General features: G+C 45.6%; 14 protein-coding genes. 12 read left to right on the forward strand and 2 right to left on the reverse strand.

The window, feature by feature from the left end:
• Nucleotides 1–144: 144 nt before the first annotated feature.
• The 8 genes from lrp to J4N44_RS06100 all read left to right on the forward strand — a co-directional run bounded on the left by lrp (nucleotide 145) and on the right by J4N44_RS06100 (nucleotide 9287).
• On the forward strand, nucleotides 145–639 hold the full coding sequence (gene lrp / locus J4N44_RS06065) for a leucine-responsive transcriptional regulator Lrp (protein ID WP_005437169.1): 495 nt from the start codon (nucleotides 145–147) through the stop codon (nucleotides 637–639).
• Nucleotides 640–791: 152 nt separating this feature from the next.
• On the forward strand, nucleotides 792–4067 hold the full coding sequence (locus tag J4N44_RS06070) for a DNA translocase FtsK (RefSeq protein ID WP_050939567.1): 3276 nt from the start codon (nucleotides 792–794) through the stop codon (nucleotides 4065–4067).
• Nucleotides 4068–4128: 61 nt separating this feature from the next.
• Nucleotides 4129–4755: an outer membrane lipoprotein periplasmic chaperone LolA gene (gene lolA, locus J4N44_RS06075; RefSeq protein WP_009699192.1), complete on the forward strand. Its 627-nt coding sequence runs from the start codon at nucleotides 4129–4131 to the stop codon at nucleotides 4753–4755.
• Nucleotides 4756–6111 (forward strand): replication-associated recombination protein A, encoded by a 1356-nt coding sequence (locus J4N44_RS06080; protein WP_029789115.1) that lies wholly within the window; start codon nucleotides 4756–4758, stop codon nucleotides 6109–6111.
• 92 nt (nucleotides 6112–6203) lie between these two features.
• Nucleotides 6204–7511, forward strand: a complete 1308-nt coding sequence (gene serS / locus J4N44_RS06085; RefSeq protein WP_005450806.1) for a serine--tRNA ligase — start codon at nucleotides 6204–6206, stop codon at nucleotides 7509–7511.
• A 364-nt stretch (nucleotides 7512–7875) separates the two neighbouring features.
• The gene (locus J4N44_RS06090; protein WP_252044967.1) at nucleotides 7876–8448 is read left to right on the forward strand and encodes an ATPase; all 573 of its coding nucleotides are present in this window, start codon (nucleotides 7876–7878) and stop codon (nucleotides 8446–8448) included.
• The gene (locus tag J4N44_RS06095; protein ID WP_047513490.1) at nucleotides 8442–8882 is read left to right on the forward strand and encodes a hypothetical protein; all 441 of its coding nucleotides are present in this window, start codon (nucleotides 8442–8444) and stop codon (nucleotides 8880–8882) included. Before J4N44_RS06090 ends, J4N44_RS06095 begins: the two co-directional genes overlap by 7 nt.
• A gap of 138 nt (nucleotides 8883–9020) precedes the next feature.
• A complete protein-coding gene (locus J4N44_RS06100) occupies nucleotides 9021–9287 on the forward strand; it encodes a DksA/TraR family C4-type zinc finger protein (protein WP_005450802.1) in 267 nt (88 codons plus the stop codon).
• Nucleotides 9288–9385: 98 nt separating this feature from the next.
• Here J4N44_RS06100 and bioA read toward each other — a convergent pair whose 3' ends face one another.
• Nucleotides 9386–10663 (reverse strand): adenosylmethionine--8-amino-7-oxononanoate transaminase, encoded by a 1278-nt coding sequence (bioA, locus tag J4N44_RS06105; RefSeq protein ID WP_252044968.1) that lies wholly within the window; start codon nucleotides 10661–10663, stop codon nucleotides 9386–9388.
• 130 nt (nucleotides 10664–10793) lie between these two features.
• Between bioA and bioB the strand changes: the two genes are divergently transcribed.
• The 4 genes from bioB to bioD are packed head-to-tail and all read left to right on the forward strand — an operon-like array spanning nucleotide 10794 to nucleotide 14485.
• Nucleotides 10794–11846, forward strand: coding sequence for a biotin synthase BioB (bioB, locus tag J4N44_RS06110; protein ID WP_005450797.1), 1053 nt, complete (start codon nucleotides 10794–10796; stop codon nucleotides 11844–11846).
• Entirely contained in the window at nucleotides 11833–12984 is a 1152-nt protein-coding gene (gene bioF / locus J4N44_RS06115) for an 8-amino-7-oxononanoate synthase (RefSeq protein ID WP_193222905.1), read from the forward strand. The genes bioB and bioF overlap by 14 nt, the downstream gene beginning before the upstream one ends.
• Complete coding sequence (gene bioC, locus J4N44_RS06120) at nucleotides 12984–13805, forward strand: malonyl-ACP O-methyltransferase BioC (protein ID WP_152163534.1); 822 nt, start codon at nucleotides 12984–12986, stop codon at nucleotides 13803–13805. The genes bioF and bioC overlap by 1 nt, the downstream gene beginning before the upstream one ends.
• The gene (gene bioD, locus J4N44_RS06125; RefSeq protein ID WP_045488185.1) at nucleotides 13802–14485 is read left to right on the forward strand and encodes a dethiobiotin synthase; all 684 of its coding nucleotides are present in this window, start codon (nucleotides 13802–13804) and stop codon (nucleotides 14483–14485) included. The genes bioC and bioD overlap by 4 nt, the downstream gene beginning before the upstream one ends.
• 94 nt (nucleotides 14486–14579) lie before the next feature.
• Here the strand turns inward: bioD and J4N44_RS06130 are convergent, their stop codons facing one another.
• A complete protein-coding gene (locus J4N44_RS06130; RefSeq protein WP_005450789.1) occupies nucleotides 14580–14747 on the reverse strand; it encodes a hypothetical protein in 168 nt (55 codons plus the stop codon).
• Between the last annotated feature and the right edge of the window lie 609 nt (nucleotides 14748–15356).

Below are 15356 nucleotides of genomic sequence, written 5' to 3' on the forward strand. Positions count from 1 at the left end.
TTCTAAAATGGTTGTATTAACTGTTTGTAGGGTGTTATTGTCGAATTAATATCTAGTATAGATGTTGATTTGTAATATTTGGCACCAAATATTAAAAAGTTGTAGTATATTTTTTTGCAAGGAAGTAATAAGGTGGAATAAAAAATGGCAGACAACTATAAGAAGCCGTCCAAGGAACTAGACCGTATCGACCGCAACATTCTTAATGAACTGCAGAAAGACGGTCGTATTTCGAACGTTGAACTTTCAAAACGTGTAGGACTTTCTCCAACGCCGTGTTTGGAGCGTGTGCGTCGCTTAGAGCGTCAAGGTTACATCACAGGGTACACTGCGCTATTAAATCCGCAGTTCCTCGATGCATCACTATTGGTATTCGTAGAAATTACGTTGAACCGTGGTGCACCAGATGTGTTCGAGCAGTTTAACGCAGCTGTTCAAAAACTAGACGACATCCAAGAGTGTCATCTTGTATCAGGTGATTTCGACTATCTTCTAAAGACCCGTGTATCTGATATGGGTGCTTACCGTCGACTACTAGGCGATACGTTACTACGTCTTCCTGGCGTAAATGACACTCGTACGTACGTCGTTATGGAAGAAGTGAAGCAAACTAACCAGCTTGTGATTAAAACTCGTTAAATTCTTGCAAAGAAAGCGGTAAATGCTTCCGCTTTCTCCATAGAGTAATTGGGTTTTTCTCTTTGATATGGTTAAATCAATTTACCGAGCGGCTTTGTGCCGCTCGGAATGTTTTGCTTATTCCTAATTCATTTCCATATTCAAGTTGATTTATGTTCAAAGAGAACGCAAAGAAAGTCGAAACCATTATCAAAACCAGTGAAGAGCCTCAGTCTTCACGTCTAAATGGCTTCCAACGCTTAAAAGAGTGCTGCTTTATCGTTGGCGTTCTTAGCTCGGTATTGTTGGCCGTTGCATTATTTACCTTTAGCCCAGCTGATCCGTCTTGGTCCCAAACTGCTTGGGGGGGAGAGATCAATAACGCTGGTGGCTTGTTCGGCGCTTGGTTAGCCGACACGCTATTCTTTACCTTTGGTTCCCTTGCGTACCCACTGCCATTCCTGTTGACAGCAGGAGCATGGGTGATTTGCCGTAAGCGTTCTGAAGACGATCCTATCGACCTTATGTTGTGGGGTACTCGTCTACTTGGGTTAGTTATCCTCATTCTTACCAGTTGTGGTCTTGCTGATATTAACTTTGACGACATTTGGTATTTCTCATCTGGTGGTGTCGTTGGTGACGTACTAACCAGTCTATCTTTACCTACACTGAATGTGTTGGGTACAACGCTTGTGCTTCTTTTCCTATGGGGAGCCGGCTTTACTCTGTTTACCGGTATTTCTTGGCTGAAGATTGTCGAATGGTTAGGTGACCGTGCGCTTGGCTTAGTTGCTGCTGTTACTAATAAAGCTCGTGGTACTGAACAAGAAACGCTAGAGCCTCAATTAGACGAGTTAGCTGAGGATCGAGTCGTGAGTAAGCGCGGTCAAGATGATCTTGAAGATGAACCTCTGCCGCACCTTACGGCTTATGATGTAGAAGAGCCGAAAGAAGAGGCGCCTGCACATGAATACCCGATCTACATGCCTCAATCTGCAGCGGAACAACCGAAACAGCAGTTTACGACACAACCTATAGCGCAGCCAACGCCTCAACCAGCGGTTGTGAATGCAGCGCCACTACAATCTCAAGTTCAGCATCAGGCTCAAGAGCAAGCTCAATCTCAATCAGTTGAGCCTGTTCGAGCAGTGAACACAGACAACGTGGATCCGACGGTTGAGCGTACTAAGCAACTGAATGTCACCATTGAGGAGCTAGAAGCGGCAGCGCAACAAGCTGACGACTGGGCTGATGAAACGCCACAAGTTCAAGTATCACAAGCCCAAGAGCCAGTGGTTGCACCTATTGTGGTTCAGCCTGAAGCGCAACAGTCCGTTTCTCAAGAACCAGCTCCACAGCAAGTTGATCATCAACAAGCGCTACAAGAACCGTTTGTGGCACCTGAACCAACTGTCTTTGAACAGGTCGAGAATGAGCCAAGCTACGATGAGTATGCTCAGTTTGAAGCAGATCAGGCTCAACAGACCCAAGTTGTTCAAGAACAAGCATTGGTTCACGCGCCAATCGAACAGCCAACTACAGAGCAATCTTTACACGAAGAGCCTGTAATTAACGCTGCAGCTTTGGATAACATTGCAGAACAAACAGAGCCAAGCCAGCACATCGAGCCAACGATTTCGAACTTTGATGTCTTGGATGAAGAAGATGATTACCAAGCGCAGCAACCTGTACAGCAAGCTCAGCCTACACATGTTGAGCCGCAACAACCTGCTTCTCAGCCTGTACAACCGCAGGCTGTACAAGAACAACCTATGCAGCACCAAGCTGCGCCTCAGCCGGTAGCACCAGCGCCTCAAGATGTCGAGGTAGAAGAGGTTCAAGAAGGTGACCAAGACGTAGCGGCGTTCCAAAACTTGGTTTCGAGCGCTCAAGCGAAAGTGGCTGCTCAGCAAAACCCATTCTTGGTACAGCAAGAGCAAAACTTGCCAGTACCAGCAGAGCCATTGCCAACGCTAGAATTGCTTTACCACCCAGAGAAACGCGACAACTTTATCGACCGTGACGCTTTGGAGGAGGTGGCTCGTTTGGTTGAAACCAAACTTGCAGATTACAAGATTAAAGCTGATGTAGTCGGTATTTACCCAGGTCCTGTTATTACTCGATTCGAGCTTGATTTGGCTCCAGGCGTAAAAGTGAGCCGTATTTCAGGTTTGTCTATGGACTTGGCTCGTGCATTGTCAGCAATGGCAGTACGTGTTGTCGAAGTTATTCCTGGCAAACCGTATGTGGGTCTAGAGTTGCCTAATATGAGCCGCCAAACCGTGTTCCTGTCTGATGTAATCAACAGTCCTCAATTTGAACAAGCAACCTCGCCGACAACAGTCGTTCTTGGTCAAGATATTGCTGGTGAAGCGGTTATTGCTGATATTGCGAAGATGCCTCACGTGTTAGTTGCGGGTACGACTGGTTCTGGTAAGTCGGTGGGTGTGAACGTCATGATCTTGAGTATGCTGTATAAAGCATCGCCTGAAGATCTGCGTTTCATCATGATCGACCCGAAAATGTTGGAACTTTCAATCTACGAAGGTATCCCTCATCTTCTTTCTGAAGTTGTAACGGACATGAAAGACGCGTCTAACGCGCTACGTTGGTGTGTAGGCGAGATGGAACGTCGTTATAAACTGATGTCTGCATTGGGCGTCCGTAATGTCAAAGGCTTCAACGAGAAGTTGAAGATGGCAGCAGAAGCGGGTCATCCAATTCATGACCCATTCTGGCAAGAAGGCGACAGCATGGACACTGAGCCACCGTTGCTAGAGAAACTGCCTTACATCGTTGTGGTTGTCGACGAATTTGCCGACCTAATGATGGTGGTAGGTAAGAAGGTTGAAGAACTGATTGCTCGTTTGGCACAGAAAGCGCGTGCAGCTGGTATTCACTTGATCCTTGCGACGCAGCGCCCATCGGTTGACGTTATTACCGGTCTGATTAAAGCGAACATTCCAACGCGTGTGGCATTTACAGTATCTACTAAGACTGACTCGCGCACGATTCTTGACCAAGGCGGTGCAGAATCACTACTCGGTATGGGTGACATGCTTTACCTACCTCCGGGTTCAAGCCATACAATCCGTGTTCACGGTGCGTTTGCGTCGGATGATGATGTTCACGCTGTTGTGAACAACTGGAAAGCGCGTGGTAAGCCTAATTACATCGACGAAATCATCAGTGGTGACCAAGGTCCAGAAAGTCTGCTTCCGGGTGAACAGATGGAATCGGATGAAGAAGTGGACCCATTGTTCGATCAAGTCGTAGAGCATGTGGTTCAATCTCGTCGTGGGTCGGTTTCTGGCGTACAACGTCGATTCAAGATTGGTTACAACCGAGCGGCTCGAATTGTTGAGCAGCTTGAAGCGCAAGGCATCGTAAGTGCTCCGGGTCATAACGGTAACCGTGAAGTACTGGCTCCTGCGCCACCAAAAGATTAATGAACTTGTGTTACTCACCTCAGTCCAACTGAGGTGAGTGGTTCTAACAATAGGTATCTGAATGAAAAAACTATTTTCGGCGAAACTTTTCTCTGCGCTTGTTTTAAGCTTTTCTCTCTTCTCTACTGCACATGCCGCGTCTCCTAAAGATGAATTAAACAAACGCCTGTCTATGAATGATGGCTTCAGTGCGGATTTCTCACAGCAAGTAATCAGCCCAGAAGGTGAAACAGTCATGGAAGGGGAAGGTACGGTTGAAATTGCTCGTCCAAGCCTGTTTCGCTGGAGCACGACATTCCCTGACGAAAACTTGCTGGTCTCTGATGGTAAAACACTGTGGTACTACAGCCCATTCATTGAACAAGTCAGCATCTACTGGCAAGAACAAGCAACAGAGCAAACGCCATTTGTTTTGCTAACGCGTAACCGCGCAAGTGATTGGGATAACTACAAGATTTCTCAAAAGGGTGACGAGTTCACCCTCATTCCTACCGCAGTAGACTCCACACAAGGTCAATTCCAGATTAATATTGATGCAAAAGGTGTGGTGAAAGGCTTTAACGTAGTTGAGCAAGATGGTCAGAAGGGGCTGTTCAGCTTTAGCAACGTGAAGCTTGGCAAACCAAAAGCAGACAGATTCACCTTCACAATCCCAGATGGCGTGGAAGTGGATGATCAAAGGAATTAATTGGTAGTGAGCAATTACACATTAGATTTCTCGGGGGACGAAGATTTTCGTCCCCTTGCTGCTCGTATGAGACCGGAAACGATCGAACAATACATCGGACAGCAGCACATTTTAGGTCCTGGTAAGCCTTTACGTCGCGCGCTAGAGGCGGGTCATATTCACTCGATGATCTTGTGGGGACCACCAGGCACTGGCAAAACGACATTAGCGGAAGTGGCTGCAAACTATGCCAACGCAGAAGTAGAGCGTGTGTCTGCGGTGACGTCTGGTGTGAAAGAAATCCGTGCTGCAATCGAGAAAGCGCGTGAGAATAAAATGGCGGGTCGCCGTACCATCTTGTTTGTGGATGAGGTGCACCGCTTCAATAAATCTCAACAGGATGCGTTTTTACCTCATATTGAAGATGGAACCGTTACTTTTATCGGCGCGACCACAGAAAATCCATCGTTTGAGCTAAACAACGCATTGCTGTCACGTGCACGTGTGTACAAGCTGACTTCTTTAGATAAAGAAGAAATTTCATTAGCGTTGAACCAAGCCATTAGCGATAAAGAGCGTGGGTTGGGGAATACACCAGCACATTTCGCCGATAACGTATTAGATCGCTTAGCTGAACTGGTAAACGGTGATGCTCGCATGTCCCTCAATTACCTTGAGCTGCTCTATGATATGGCTGAGGATAATGCGCAGGGCGAAAAAGAGATCACTCTGAAGTTACTTGCGGAAGTAGCAGGAGAAAAGGTCTCTCGCTTTGATAACAAAGGCGACATTTGGTACGACTTAATCTCTGCGGTCCACAAATCCATTCGTGGCTCAAACCCTGATGCTGCGCTCTATTGGGCTGCGCGTATGATGGCTGCGGGTTGTGACCCTTTGTACATCGCACGCCGCCTGCTGGCTATTGCCTCTGAAGACGTAGGCAACGCAGATCCTCGCGCAATGCAAGTAGCCTTATCTGCTTGGGACTGTTTTACCCGTGTTGGTCCGGCAGAAGGTGAACGTGCGATTGCACAGGCGATCGTTTACTTAGCGTGCGCACCAAAAAGTAATGCCGTCTATGTGGCGTGGAAGCAAGCGCTCACAGATGCTCATAACTTGCCTGAATATGAAGTGCCGCATCACCTTCGAAATGCGCCAACGAGTTTGATGAAAGACATGGGTTACGGTGCAGAATATCGTTATGCTCACGATGAGCCAGGAGCCTATGCCGCAGGTGAACAATATTTGCCGCCTGAGATGGGTGATCGTAAGTACTATCAGCCGACAAATCGTGGTCTAGAGACCAAAATCGGCGAAAAGTTAGATTACTTGGCTACTTTAGACGCAAATAGCCCACAAAAGCGCTATGAAAAGTAGGCGTTTTTGGATACATTTATTGCGTAAATTTTTTTAACGCGTACGCCTTGGAAAGTGCGCGTGATTTCACAACAAAAAGCATAGGATTAACAATGCTGGATTCTAAATTACTTCGTACAGAGCTGGATGAAACAGCTGCTAAACTGGCGCGTCGTGGCTTTAAGCTAGACGTAGAGACTATTCGTAAACTTGAAGAACAACGTAAGTCCATTCAAGTAGAAGTTGAAAATTTACAATCCACGCGTAACTCCATCTCCAAACAAATCGGCCAAAAAATGGCGGCTGGTGACAAAGAAGGCGCAGAAGAGATCAAGAAACAAATCGGTACACTAGGTAGCGATCTTGATGCCAAGAAAGTTGAACTTGAGCAAGTAATGGCTCAGCTAGACGAATTCACGCTTTCTGTACCAAATATCCCAGCAGATGAAGTGCCAGATGGCAAAGATGAGAACGATAACGTAGAAATCTCTCGTTGGGGTGAGCCAAAATCTTACGACTTCGAACTGAAAGATCACGTTGACCTAGGCGAAATGGGTGACGGTCTAGACTTCGCAAGTGCAGTTAAGATCACTGGCGCACGTTTCATCGTGATGAAAGGTCAATTTGCTCGTTTACACCGTGCAATCGCTCAGTTCATGCTGGATCTTCACACAGAAGAACACGGCTACACTGAAATGTACGTACCTTACCTAGTAAACTCTGACAGCCTATTCGGTACCGGTCAGCTTCCTAAATTTGGTAAAGATCTTTTCCACACTGAGCCGCTAGTAGAAAAAGTAAACGACGAAGAACCACGTAAACTGTCTCTAATCCCTACTGCAGAAGTGCCAGTAACGAACCTAGTTCGTGACACGATTTCTGACGAAGCGGATCTACCACTTAAGATGACGGCTCACACACCATGTTTCCGTTCTGAAGCCGGTTCTTACGGTCGTGATACTCGTGGTCTGATTCGTATGCACCAGTTCGACAAAGTTGAGCTAGTACAAATCACTAAACCAGAAGATTCAATGAACGCGCTAGAAGAGCTAACAGGTCATGCTGAGAAAGTTCTACAGCTTCTTGAACTTCCTTACCGTAAAGTGGTTCTGTGTACAGGTGACATGGGCTTCGGTGCTCGTAAAACTTACGACCTAGAAGTGTGGGTTCCTGCTCAAGAAACTTACCGCGAAATCTCTTCATGTTCTAACATGTGGGACTTCCAAGCTCGTCGTATGCAAGCGCGTTTCCGTCGTAAAGGCGAGAAGAAACCTGAGCTTGTACACACGCTAAATGGTTCTGGTCTAGCGGTTGGTCGTACCATGGTTGCTATCCTAGAAAACAACCAAGAAGCAGACGGTCGCATTGCAATTCCAACAGTACTTCAGAAGTACATGGCAGGCGCAACGCACATCGGTTAATTCATTAACCACTAGAACATCAAAACCCAGCCTGAGTGCTGGGTTTTTTGTTATCTGCGCCGAGTGAAAATACTCAGCTTTGTAACTCATACCATTAAGAATGTAGGGTCCGCCCAGAATCTAGCATTGCGAGATAAATGATATTTTTCTAAGCGATTTCCAACGTGACAAGCTAAAGAGCTTTCACCCATTGATATTAAATGTTATGCCAAACCCTCACCTTTCATTGCTCGTTACTTTTGCTCTTACTTTGACAGTTAACAATGGTGTTATCGCAAGTGAACGGATACAGCCTCAATACCTAGACAGTAAGCGAGCCAATCTCTTTTTCGCGCGAGAAATAGCGCAACCTTCCAAAGAAAATATGCAACTTCGTAACTTGCTCGATTGGGGCTATGAACTTGAATTGAGACGTGCGTCTGATGAAGAAAAATTGGTATCTAATTGCCATGACTTAGCAACTGCATATGTTATGGGTTTTACTGCAGCAAAAGCTTATGAATACGGCGCGTTTAAAGCGTATTTAACGCAGTGCCAAACTTGGAGCGAGATAGCAAAGCTCATTGCCTCTGAACGCTCATTTATATCGGACTTTAAGCTAGATGATAGCTTTCCTAAATTTGCGCCAAGTGTACTTGCTTTTGTTATTTCTGACGAAAGTGCAGAGAAAGCAAAGACACTATCAACGTGGGATGAGGCAGACTATATCCAAAGAACTCAGGTCATCAGTGAAGTAAAAGCAGAGTACTTCGACGCGACCGATGGTTTTCAAGTCATTACTGTTGTGGCAAAAGGGGATTACAACGCTGACGGCATCGAAGATATGGTTGTTAAAAAAGAGAATAGTGTACTCAGTGGCTCTTATTCATCTTCACATGGATATGTATTAACCCGCATGTCTGAGCAAGCGCTATTTACTGTGTTGGCTGAATGGTAATGAAACGATTGGTGGTCCTTTGGGGGGGCGGTGTTGCTATGATGAGCACATTTGCTATCGCTGACATCTTGCCTAGAAAGGTCTTTGAATGTTCAGTAAACCAAACTATGAACTTTAGTATTTTTATAGAGCAAGGCAAAGGCGAGCTTATCTTTAATAAGTCCATTGCAAATAAAAGCCCAGTTTTACAGCAGATAAAACATCGAGATTATCGTGTCGAACATTATCATCGAGCGTTAGTAGATGAGAAGTCATTAGAATTTAGTATTGGTGAACGTGACATATTAATCAGTGAGTACTTTAGCGAGGAGTTTAATGAGGTGGAGAAAGTACTCAGTATTACTTTAAGACAGTCTGGTCAAACTCAGTATTTTGAGTGTGAGGAAGGAAGTACGAGTAACCTGACATCACTTTTCCAAAAGACGTCCGACTAATTAATTCAGTACAAGATTATTACCAAAGCGTAATAGTGTTTTCGAATTTACCCTAATTATCTTGTTATTTGTAATCGATATAATCATCCACCTTACCACGGTAAGTAGATTTTCTCATTCAAGTAACGAGGAGGGCTTATGGCCGTAGGGTGGGCAAATGACGATAGTGTCAGCCAACAGATTCAACATACCATCGACGATGAAATTTCCCGTGTTCGAGGCAATATTAAGCAGGGAGAAAGCGCCCACTATTGTGATGAGTGCGGAGATGAAATTCCAGAAGCGCGTCGAACAGCAATGAAAGGCGTTCGTCTTTGTATCGAATGCCAGTCAACGATCGAATTGGTGTCGCAACGCCAAGCACTGTTCAATCGACGAGCGAGTAAAGACAGTCAACTTCGATAGCTTTCCTTGAGTCAATGACAAGAAAACGGTTTGAGTAGCAATTCAAACCGTTCTTATTTGTCTCTTTGTCACAGTGTCCTGCGTTAACCGAGAACGAATTAAGCGAAGCAATCTTCGCGTTGCAAAGCAGCATCAATCGCATTAACCAACTTTTCAATTTCGTCTGGTTTGCTGATAAACGGTGGCATCATATAAATCAGTTTGCCAAATGGACGAATCCAAACACCGTGCTCAACAAAGAGAGCTTGGATGGTTTCCATATTTACTGGGCGATGCGTTTCCACAACGCCAATAGCACCTAGCCAACGGGTGCTTTTCACCAAGTCGTATGTTTCAAGTTTTGGCAGCAGCTCGGAAAACAGCGTTTCAATTTGTTGGGTTTGTTGCTGCCAATTACCTTGCTCAACCAACTCCAAACTTGCGGTGGCAACAGCACAGGCGAGTGGGTTGCCCATAAAGGTTGGGCCGTGCATAAAACACCCAGCATCACCGCCACAAACGGTATCTGCGACGTGTTTGCTAGCTAGGGTCGCTGAGAGGGTCATGTAGCCTCCAGTGAGCGCTTTACCGACACACAGAATGTCTGGTTGAATATCTGCATGTTCGCAGGCAAACAATTTGCCAGTGCGTCCAAACCCAGTTGCGATCTCATCTGCAATCAATAACAAGCCGTATTTGTCGCAAAGCTTACGCACACCTCTGAGAAATTCTGGATGGTAGATGCGCATTCCACCTGCGCCTTGAACAATAGGTTCTAGGATCACCGCAGCAAGTTCTTGATGGTGCGTCTCTATCTTTTGCTCGAAGTCAGTAAGGTCTTCTGATTTCCATTCATCCCAATAACCACAAGTTGGTGACTCCGCAAAGATATGTTCAGGCAAAAAGCCTCTGTAGAGAGAATGCATTGAGTTGTCAGGATCGGTAACCGACATTGCCGCAAAAGTATCGCCGTGATAACCGTGTCGTAAAGTGAGAAACTTTGGTCGGCGTTCGCCCCTGGCATGCCAATATTGCAGTGCCATCTTCAAGCTCACTTCTACGGCAACGGAGCCAGAATCAGCAAGAAAGACATGTTCAAGGTTACTTGGTGCGAGGGACAGCAGTTTCTTACACAAATTGATTGCTGGTTGATGGGTAATCCCGCCAAACATCACATGAGAGACCTGCTCGATTTGCTGGTGAGCTGCTTGATTTAAGTGCGGATGATTATAACCGTGGATTGTCGACCACCAAGAAGACATCCCGTCTATAAGCTCAGTGCCATCTTCCAATTTAATACGCACGCCATTTGCTGATGCAACTGGGTAGCAGGTCAGAGGTGTCAACGTCGAAGTATAAGGATGCCAGATATGCTGGCGGTCGAAGGCGAGATCCATGTGCTATTCCAATAATAATTGAGTTTAAAAAATAACCAAATGTAAACTTTGTTGTTTTATGTTGTGTTGACAGTTTATCGAGACTCAGTAGACTGTCAACACAACAAAAAAAGTGATTAAAGGAATACACGTGGAAGTTCGTCATAACTGGACGCATGCTGAAGTGCGCGATCTCATGGAAAAACCATTCATGGATCTCCTATTCGAAGCGCAGCTTGTTCATCGTCAATATCAACAAACCAACCATGTTCAAGTAAGCACGCTTTTGTCGATTAAGACAGGTGCTTGTCCAGAAGATTGTAAGTACTGTCCTCAGAGTGCTCGCTACACCACAGACATTGAAAAAGAACGTTTGATGGAAGTTGAGCGTGTGCTCGACGCTGCACAAAAAGCGAAAAACGCTGGCTCGACCCGCTTCTGTATGGGGGCTGCGTGGAAAAACCCGAAAGAGCGCGACATGCCACATTTGACCGATATGATCAAAGGTGTGAAAGACATGGGGTTAGAAACCTGTATGACGTTAGGTATGTTAACGCCAGATCAAGCTAAGCAATTGGCTACTGCAGGTCTGGATTACTACAACCATAACCTCGATACCTCACCTGAGTTCTATGGCAACATCATTACCACACGTACTTACCAAGACCGCTTAGACACGCTTTCTCACGTTCGTGATGCAGGTATGAAAATTTGTTCTGGCGGTATCATTGGTATGGGTGAAAGTGCACATGACCGAGCAGGTTTGTTGGTTGAATTGGCTAACTTGCCAGTGCATCCTGAAAGTGTACCAATCAACATGCTAGTAAAGGTGAAGGGCACACCACTCGAAGAAGTTGATGACGTTGAACCGTTCGATTTTATTCGTTTGATCGCCATTGCCAGAATCATGATGCCTCAATCCGCAGTCCGTTTATCGGCTGGTCGTGAAAACATGAACGAACAAATGCAAACGCTTTGCTTTATGGCCGGCGCTAACTCTGTTTTTTATGGCTGCAAGCTTCTAACTACACCAAACCCTTCTGAAGACAAAGACATGATGTTGTTTAAGAAGCTTGGCATTAACAGCCAAGAGGTGTCTCAAAAACCTGATGAAATCGAAGAAAACGAGCTACTCGATCGCGTCGTAGAGCGCGTTGCTGCTCGCCCGACAAAAGACGATCTTTTCTACGATGCCAGCGTTTAAATCTCGTATCGAATCCGCTCTTGCTGAGCGTAAAACGCGAGGGCTGAGTCGTTCCATGAATGTGGTGTTTGCTGGTAACCAATCAATTTTGGAGCACGAAGGCAGACGTTACATCAATTTCTCAAGTAATGATTATTTGGGCTTGGCAAATGACCAAGCACTTGTCCGTGCTTGGCAGCAAGGCTTGAGCGTATATGGCAGTGGCAGCGGTGCTTCTCCAATGGTTACGGGGTTTAGTGCGGCGCATGGCAATTTAGAGGCTGCGCTAACTGAATGGCTGGGCTACGAGAGGGCAATCCTATTTGGCTCTGGTTTCAGTGCTAACCAAGCGCTGCTGTTTACTCTGCTAGAAAAATCAGACGTATTGCTCCAAGACCGTTTGAACCATGCCTCTTTGATGGAGGCTGGTGTGTTGTCACCAGCTAAAATGAAGCGCTTCAAACATAACGATATCGAGCACCTTTCATCACTCATAAGCGCTGAAGATAACAATCTTGTGGTTACCGAAGGGGTGTTCAGCATGGACGGTGACTGTGCCCCACTTGCTGATATCGCTGATGTCACCAGTAATCATGATGCATGGCTTGCTGTAGACGACGCTCATGGTATCGGTGTTCTCGGGGAATCTGGCGGTGGCTCATGTGAATTGGCGGCGGTTAAGCCCGAGATATTGATCGTGACCTTCGGCAAAGCATTTGGAATGTCTGGTGCAGCCATTTTATGTGATCGCGCAACGGGGGATTTTTTAACTCAATTTGCTCGTCACCATGTGTATTCTACGGCGATACCTCCAGCACAAGCCTATGCGCTGACGCATGCTGTCTCGATGATTCAAGAGCAATCGTGGCGGCGTGAAAAACTGACAGAATTGGGGGAAGTGTATAGAGACAATCTCAGTGATCTTGACGGTTTTGTTGAGACTCAAACATCGATTAAGCCGTTTTTGATTGGTGAATCTGATTTGGCTTTGCAAGTTGCAGGTGCTTGTCGTCAGAACGGTATTTGGGTGACGGCTATTCGTCCTCCGACGGTACCGAAAGGGACGTCTCGTCTTCGAATTACGCTTACTGCTAATCACACTAATGAACAAGTTAAAACGCTTTCAATGGCATTGAAGCAAGCATTAGGAGCGCTGTAATGGATAATGCAACTTCCGCTTTAGCACAAATGGTCGCATTAGAGAGCTTTCACCAAGATAAGGATGCGATTGCCTCTTCATTTGGTAAAGCTGCAGAAACATACGATAAACATGCAGCGTTTCAACGTGACGTTGGGCATCGGTTACTTAATAAGCTCCCTACAAATTTAACCGGCAAGCGTGTGTTAGATTTAGGATGTGGCACTGGCTACTTTTCTCAGCTTCTTCAGCAGCGGGGCGCAGAAGTAGTGTGCGGTGACATTTCTCAAGCCATGTTAGATAAAGCAAAGCAACGTTGTGGTTCTGAATGCATGCATTATCAGTTGGCTGATGCTGAAAACTTGCCTTTTGATGATGAAAGCTTCGACTACGTGTTTTCTAGTTTGGCTTTACAATGGTGTACAGATTTGAGTTACCCATTAAGAGAAATACGTCGTGTCTTAAAAGTGGGGGGAAGCGGGTGTTTCTCTACGCTAGTCGATGGCTCGCTTTGTGAGTTGCGTGAGGCTTGGTCAAAAATTGATACATATCAACACGTGAATAACTTTATTACCCACAATCAGGTAAAAATTGCGTTAGCGCAATCTTGGTGCCACAACCATCATCTAGACTTGACCCCCATCACAGTTTGGTACGATTCAGCGTTTTCTGTCATGCGTGATCTCAAAGGCATTGGTGCAAATCACGTAAGCGGGCGCTCACATGGTCTGACGAGCCGTCGCACTTTGTTGCAGGTTGAGCGCGCGTACCAAGCATTTAGAAACGATCAAGGTCTTCTACCTGCAAGTTATCAGGTTTGTTTTGGAGTCATAGTTAAATGATTGATGCATTTTTTATTGCTGGTACGGATACTGATGTAGGAAAAACGGTAGCGTCTAAAGCTATTTTGCAAGCACTTGGTGCAAAAGGGCTTAACACCATTGGTTACAAGCCAGTGGCAGCAGGAAGCGACAAGACGGCGGAAGGTTGGCGTAACTCGGATGCATTGCATCTGCAGAAAGCGGCGACACTCGATATCGCATACGACGATGTAAACCCATACGCTTTGGAATTACCTGCTTCTCCTCACATCGCCGCTAAACATGAACATGTAGAAATTAAATACGAAGTACTGAGCGAGAAATTGGCTCAACACAAAGAGCAATCTGACATTGTTCTAGTGGAAGGAGCTGGTGGCTGGCGTGTGCCTGTGTCTGATACAGACAGCTTGTCGACTTGGGTACAGCAAGAGCAGTTACCTGTCGTATTGGTTGTAGGTATTAAGCTGGGTTGTTTGAGCCATGCATTGCTCACCGCTGAAATCATCAAAGCTGATGGTTTAAATCTAGTCGGCTGGGTGGCAAATCGCGTGAATCCGGGCACAGAGCATTATGCAGAAATCATCGATATGTTGGAAGAACGTCTAGACGCGCCAAAACTCGGTGAGATCCCGTACATCCCAAGTGCTAAACGTAAAGAGTTAGGCAAATACATCAACGTTGAACCGTTGCTGAGCGTATAAGTAATAAGGTTTTAGTTAAAACCAAAAGGGCTGCGAAATGCAGCCCTTTTTTCGTGTAAACCTTTGTGTCTAATCGTAAGATTCGACGTTCAGTTTATTTCTCTTGGCTAAGCCCCATCAACGCCTGTTGTGTTTCTGCAACGCGCTTTGACATTTGAGCATCGGTTGAAATACCTAGTTGTTGCTTTGCCTCATCCTCTGAGATACCCAGGTGACAACAAAGTAGATCGATAGCCATTTGATAGTCGTTAGTTTCTACCATGATTTTTCCCTCAAGACATGGAAGTTTGGAGCTGCTTAATTGTCCTAAAAGCTAACCCCGTTTCGTTCATCTAACCCGAATCTAGCACGTACAGATAGTCGCACAATAAGACCAAAGTCTATACTCGGTCTAAAGTGCTGATTTAAGAGTGTAAAAAGGTGTGTATACCCAAGTGACTTCAAGATGCAGGATTCAGAGCGTTGTCATTGATTCGAGTTCAAGGAAAACAACACCGCGTAATAGCCAGCTCTTTCCAAGTTGTTTGACGCAGAAATCGAGGCAATGACACGCTCCCGAAGGGCGAGTTGTCTTGGCTTGTATACTTTGTTGCCGATTCTTGATTTAGAGTGACTAGATCTTTAAATCGTCGCCGCGTCTACAAACCAAGTCATTCTCGCTGAACCTAGCATCTCGAGGTTACTTGGGTATATTATTTCAGTCTCGAAAACAAATGTTGCAATTTATTGCTTAACCTTGTTTTTATCGCGGATAGACTATATCTATAACGCAACGGAGCACGAAACTAAGCGGAATCAGCTTTTCAAGCGTTCTGTTACTTATAAAAACCTGTTCCATATAATAATCCGTTTAAAAAACATCTGTTTTAAA

The organism is Vibrio sp. SCSIO 43155 (assembly GCF_023716605.1).
Lineage (GTDB): Bacteria > Pseudomonadota > Gammaproteobacteria > Enterobacterales > Vibrionaceae > Vibrio > Vibrio harveyi.

What these genes read in the sequence shown, in the direction of transcription:
- serS (WP_005450806.1), top strand. Translation starts at nt 6,204, where the DNA reads ATGCTGGATTCTAAATTACTTCGTACAGAGCTGGATGAAACAGCTGCT.
- bioF (WP_193222905.1), top strand. Translation starts at nt 11,833, where the DNA reads ATGCCAGCGTTTAAATCTCGTATCGAATCCGCTCTTGCTGAGCGTAAA.
- lolA (WP_009699192.1), top strand. Translation starts at nt 4,129, where the DNA reads ATGAAAAAACTATTTTCGGCGAAACTTTTCTCTGCGCTTGTTTTAAGC.
- J4N44_RS06090 (WP_252044967.1), top strand. Translation starts at nt 7,876, where the DNA reads ATGCAACTTCGTAACTTGCTCGATTGGGGCTATGAACTTGAATTGAGA.
- lrp (WP_005437169.1), top strand. Translation starts at nt 145, where the DNA reads ATGGCAGACAACTATAAGAAGCCGTCCAAGGAACTAGACCGTATCGAC.
- J4N44_RS06070 (WP_050939567.1), top strand. Translation starts at nt 792, where the DNA reads ATGTTCAAAGAGAACGCAAAGAAAGTCGAAACCATTATCAAAACCAGT.
- bioC (WP_152163534.1), top strand. Translation starts at nt 12,984, where the DNA reads ATGGATAATGCAACTTCCGCTTTAGCACAAATGGTCGCATTAGAGAGC.
- bioD (WP_045488185.1), top strand. Translation starts at nt 13,802, where the DNA reads ATGATTGATGCATTTTTTATTGCTGGTACGGATACTGATGTAGGAAAA.
- bioA (WP_252044968.1), bottom strand. Translation starts at nt 10,663, where the DNA reads ATGGATCTCGCCTTCGACCGCCAGCATATCTGGCATCCTTATACTTCG.
- J4N44_RS06095 (WP_047513490.1), top strand. Translation starts at nt 8,442, where the DNA reads ATGGTAATGAAACGATTGGTGGTCCTTTGGGGGGGCGGTGTTGCTATG.
- J4N44_RS06130 (WP_005450789.1), bottom strand. Translation starts at nt 14,747, where the DNA reads ATGGTAGAAACTAACGACTATCAAATGGCTATCGATCTACTTTGTTGT.
- J4N44_RS06100 (WP_005450802.1), top strand. Translation starts at nt 9,021, where the DNA reads ATGGCCGTAGGGTGGGCAAATGACGATAGTGTCAGCCAACAGATTCAA.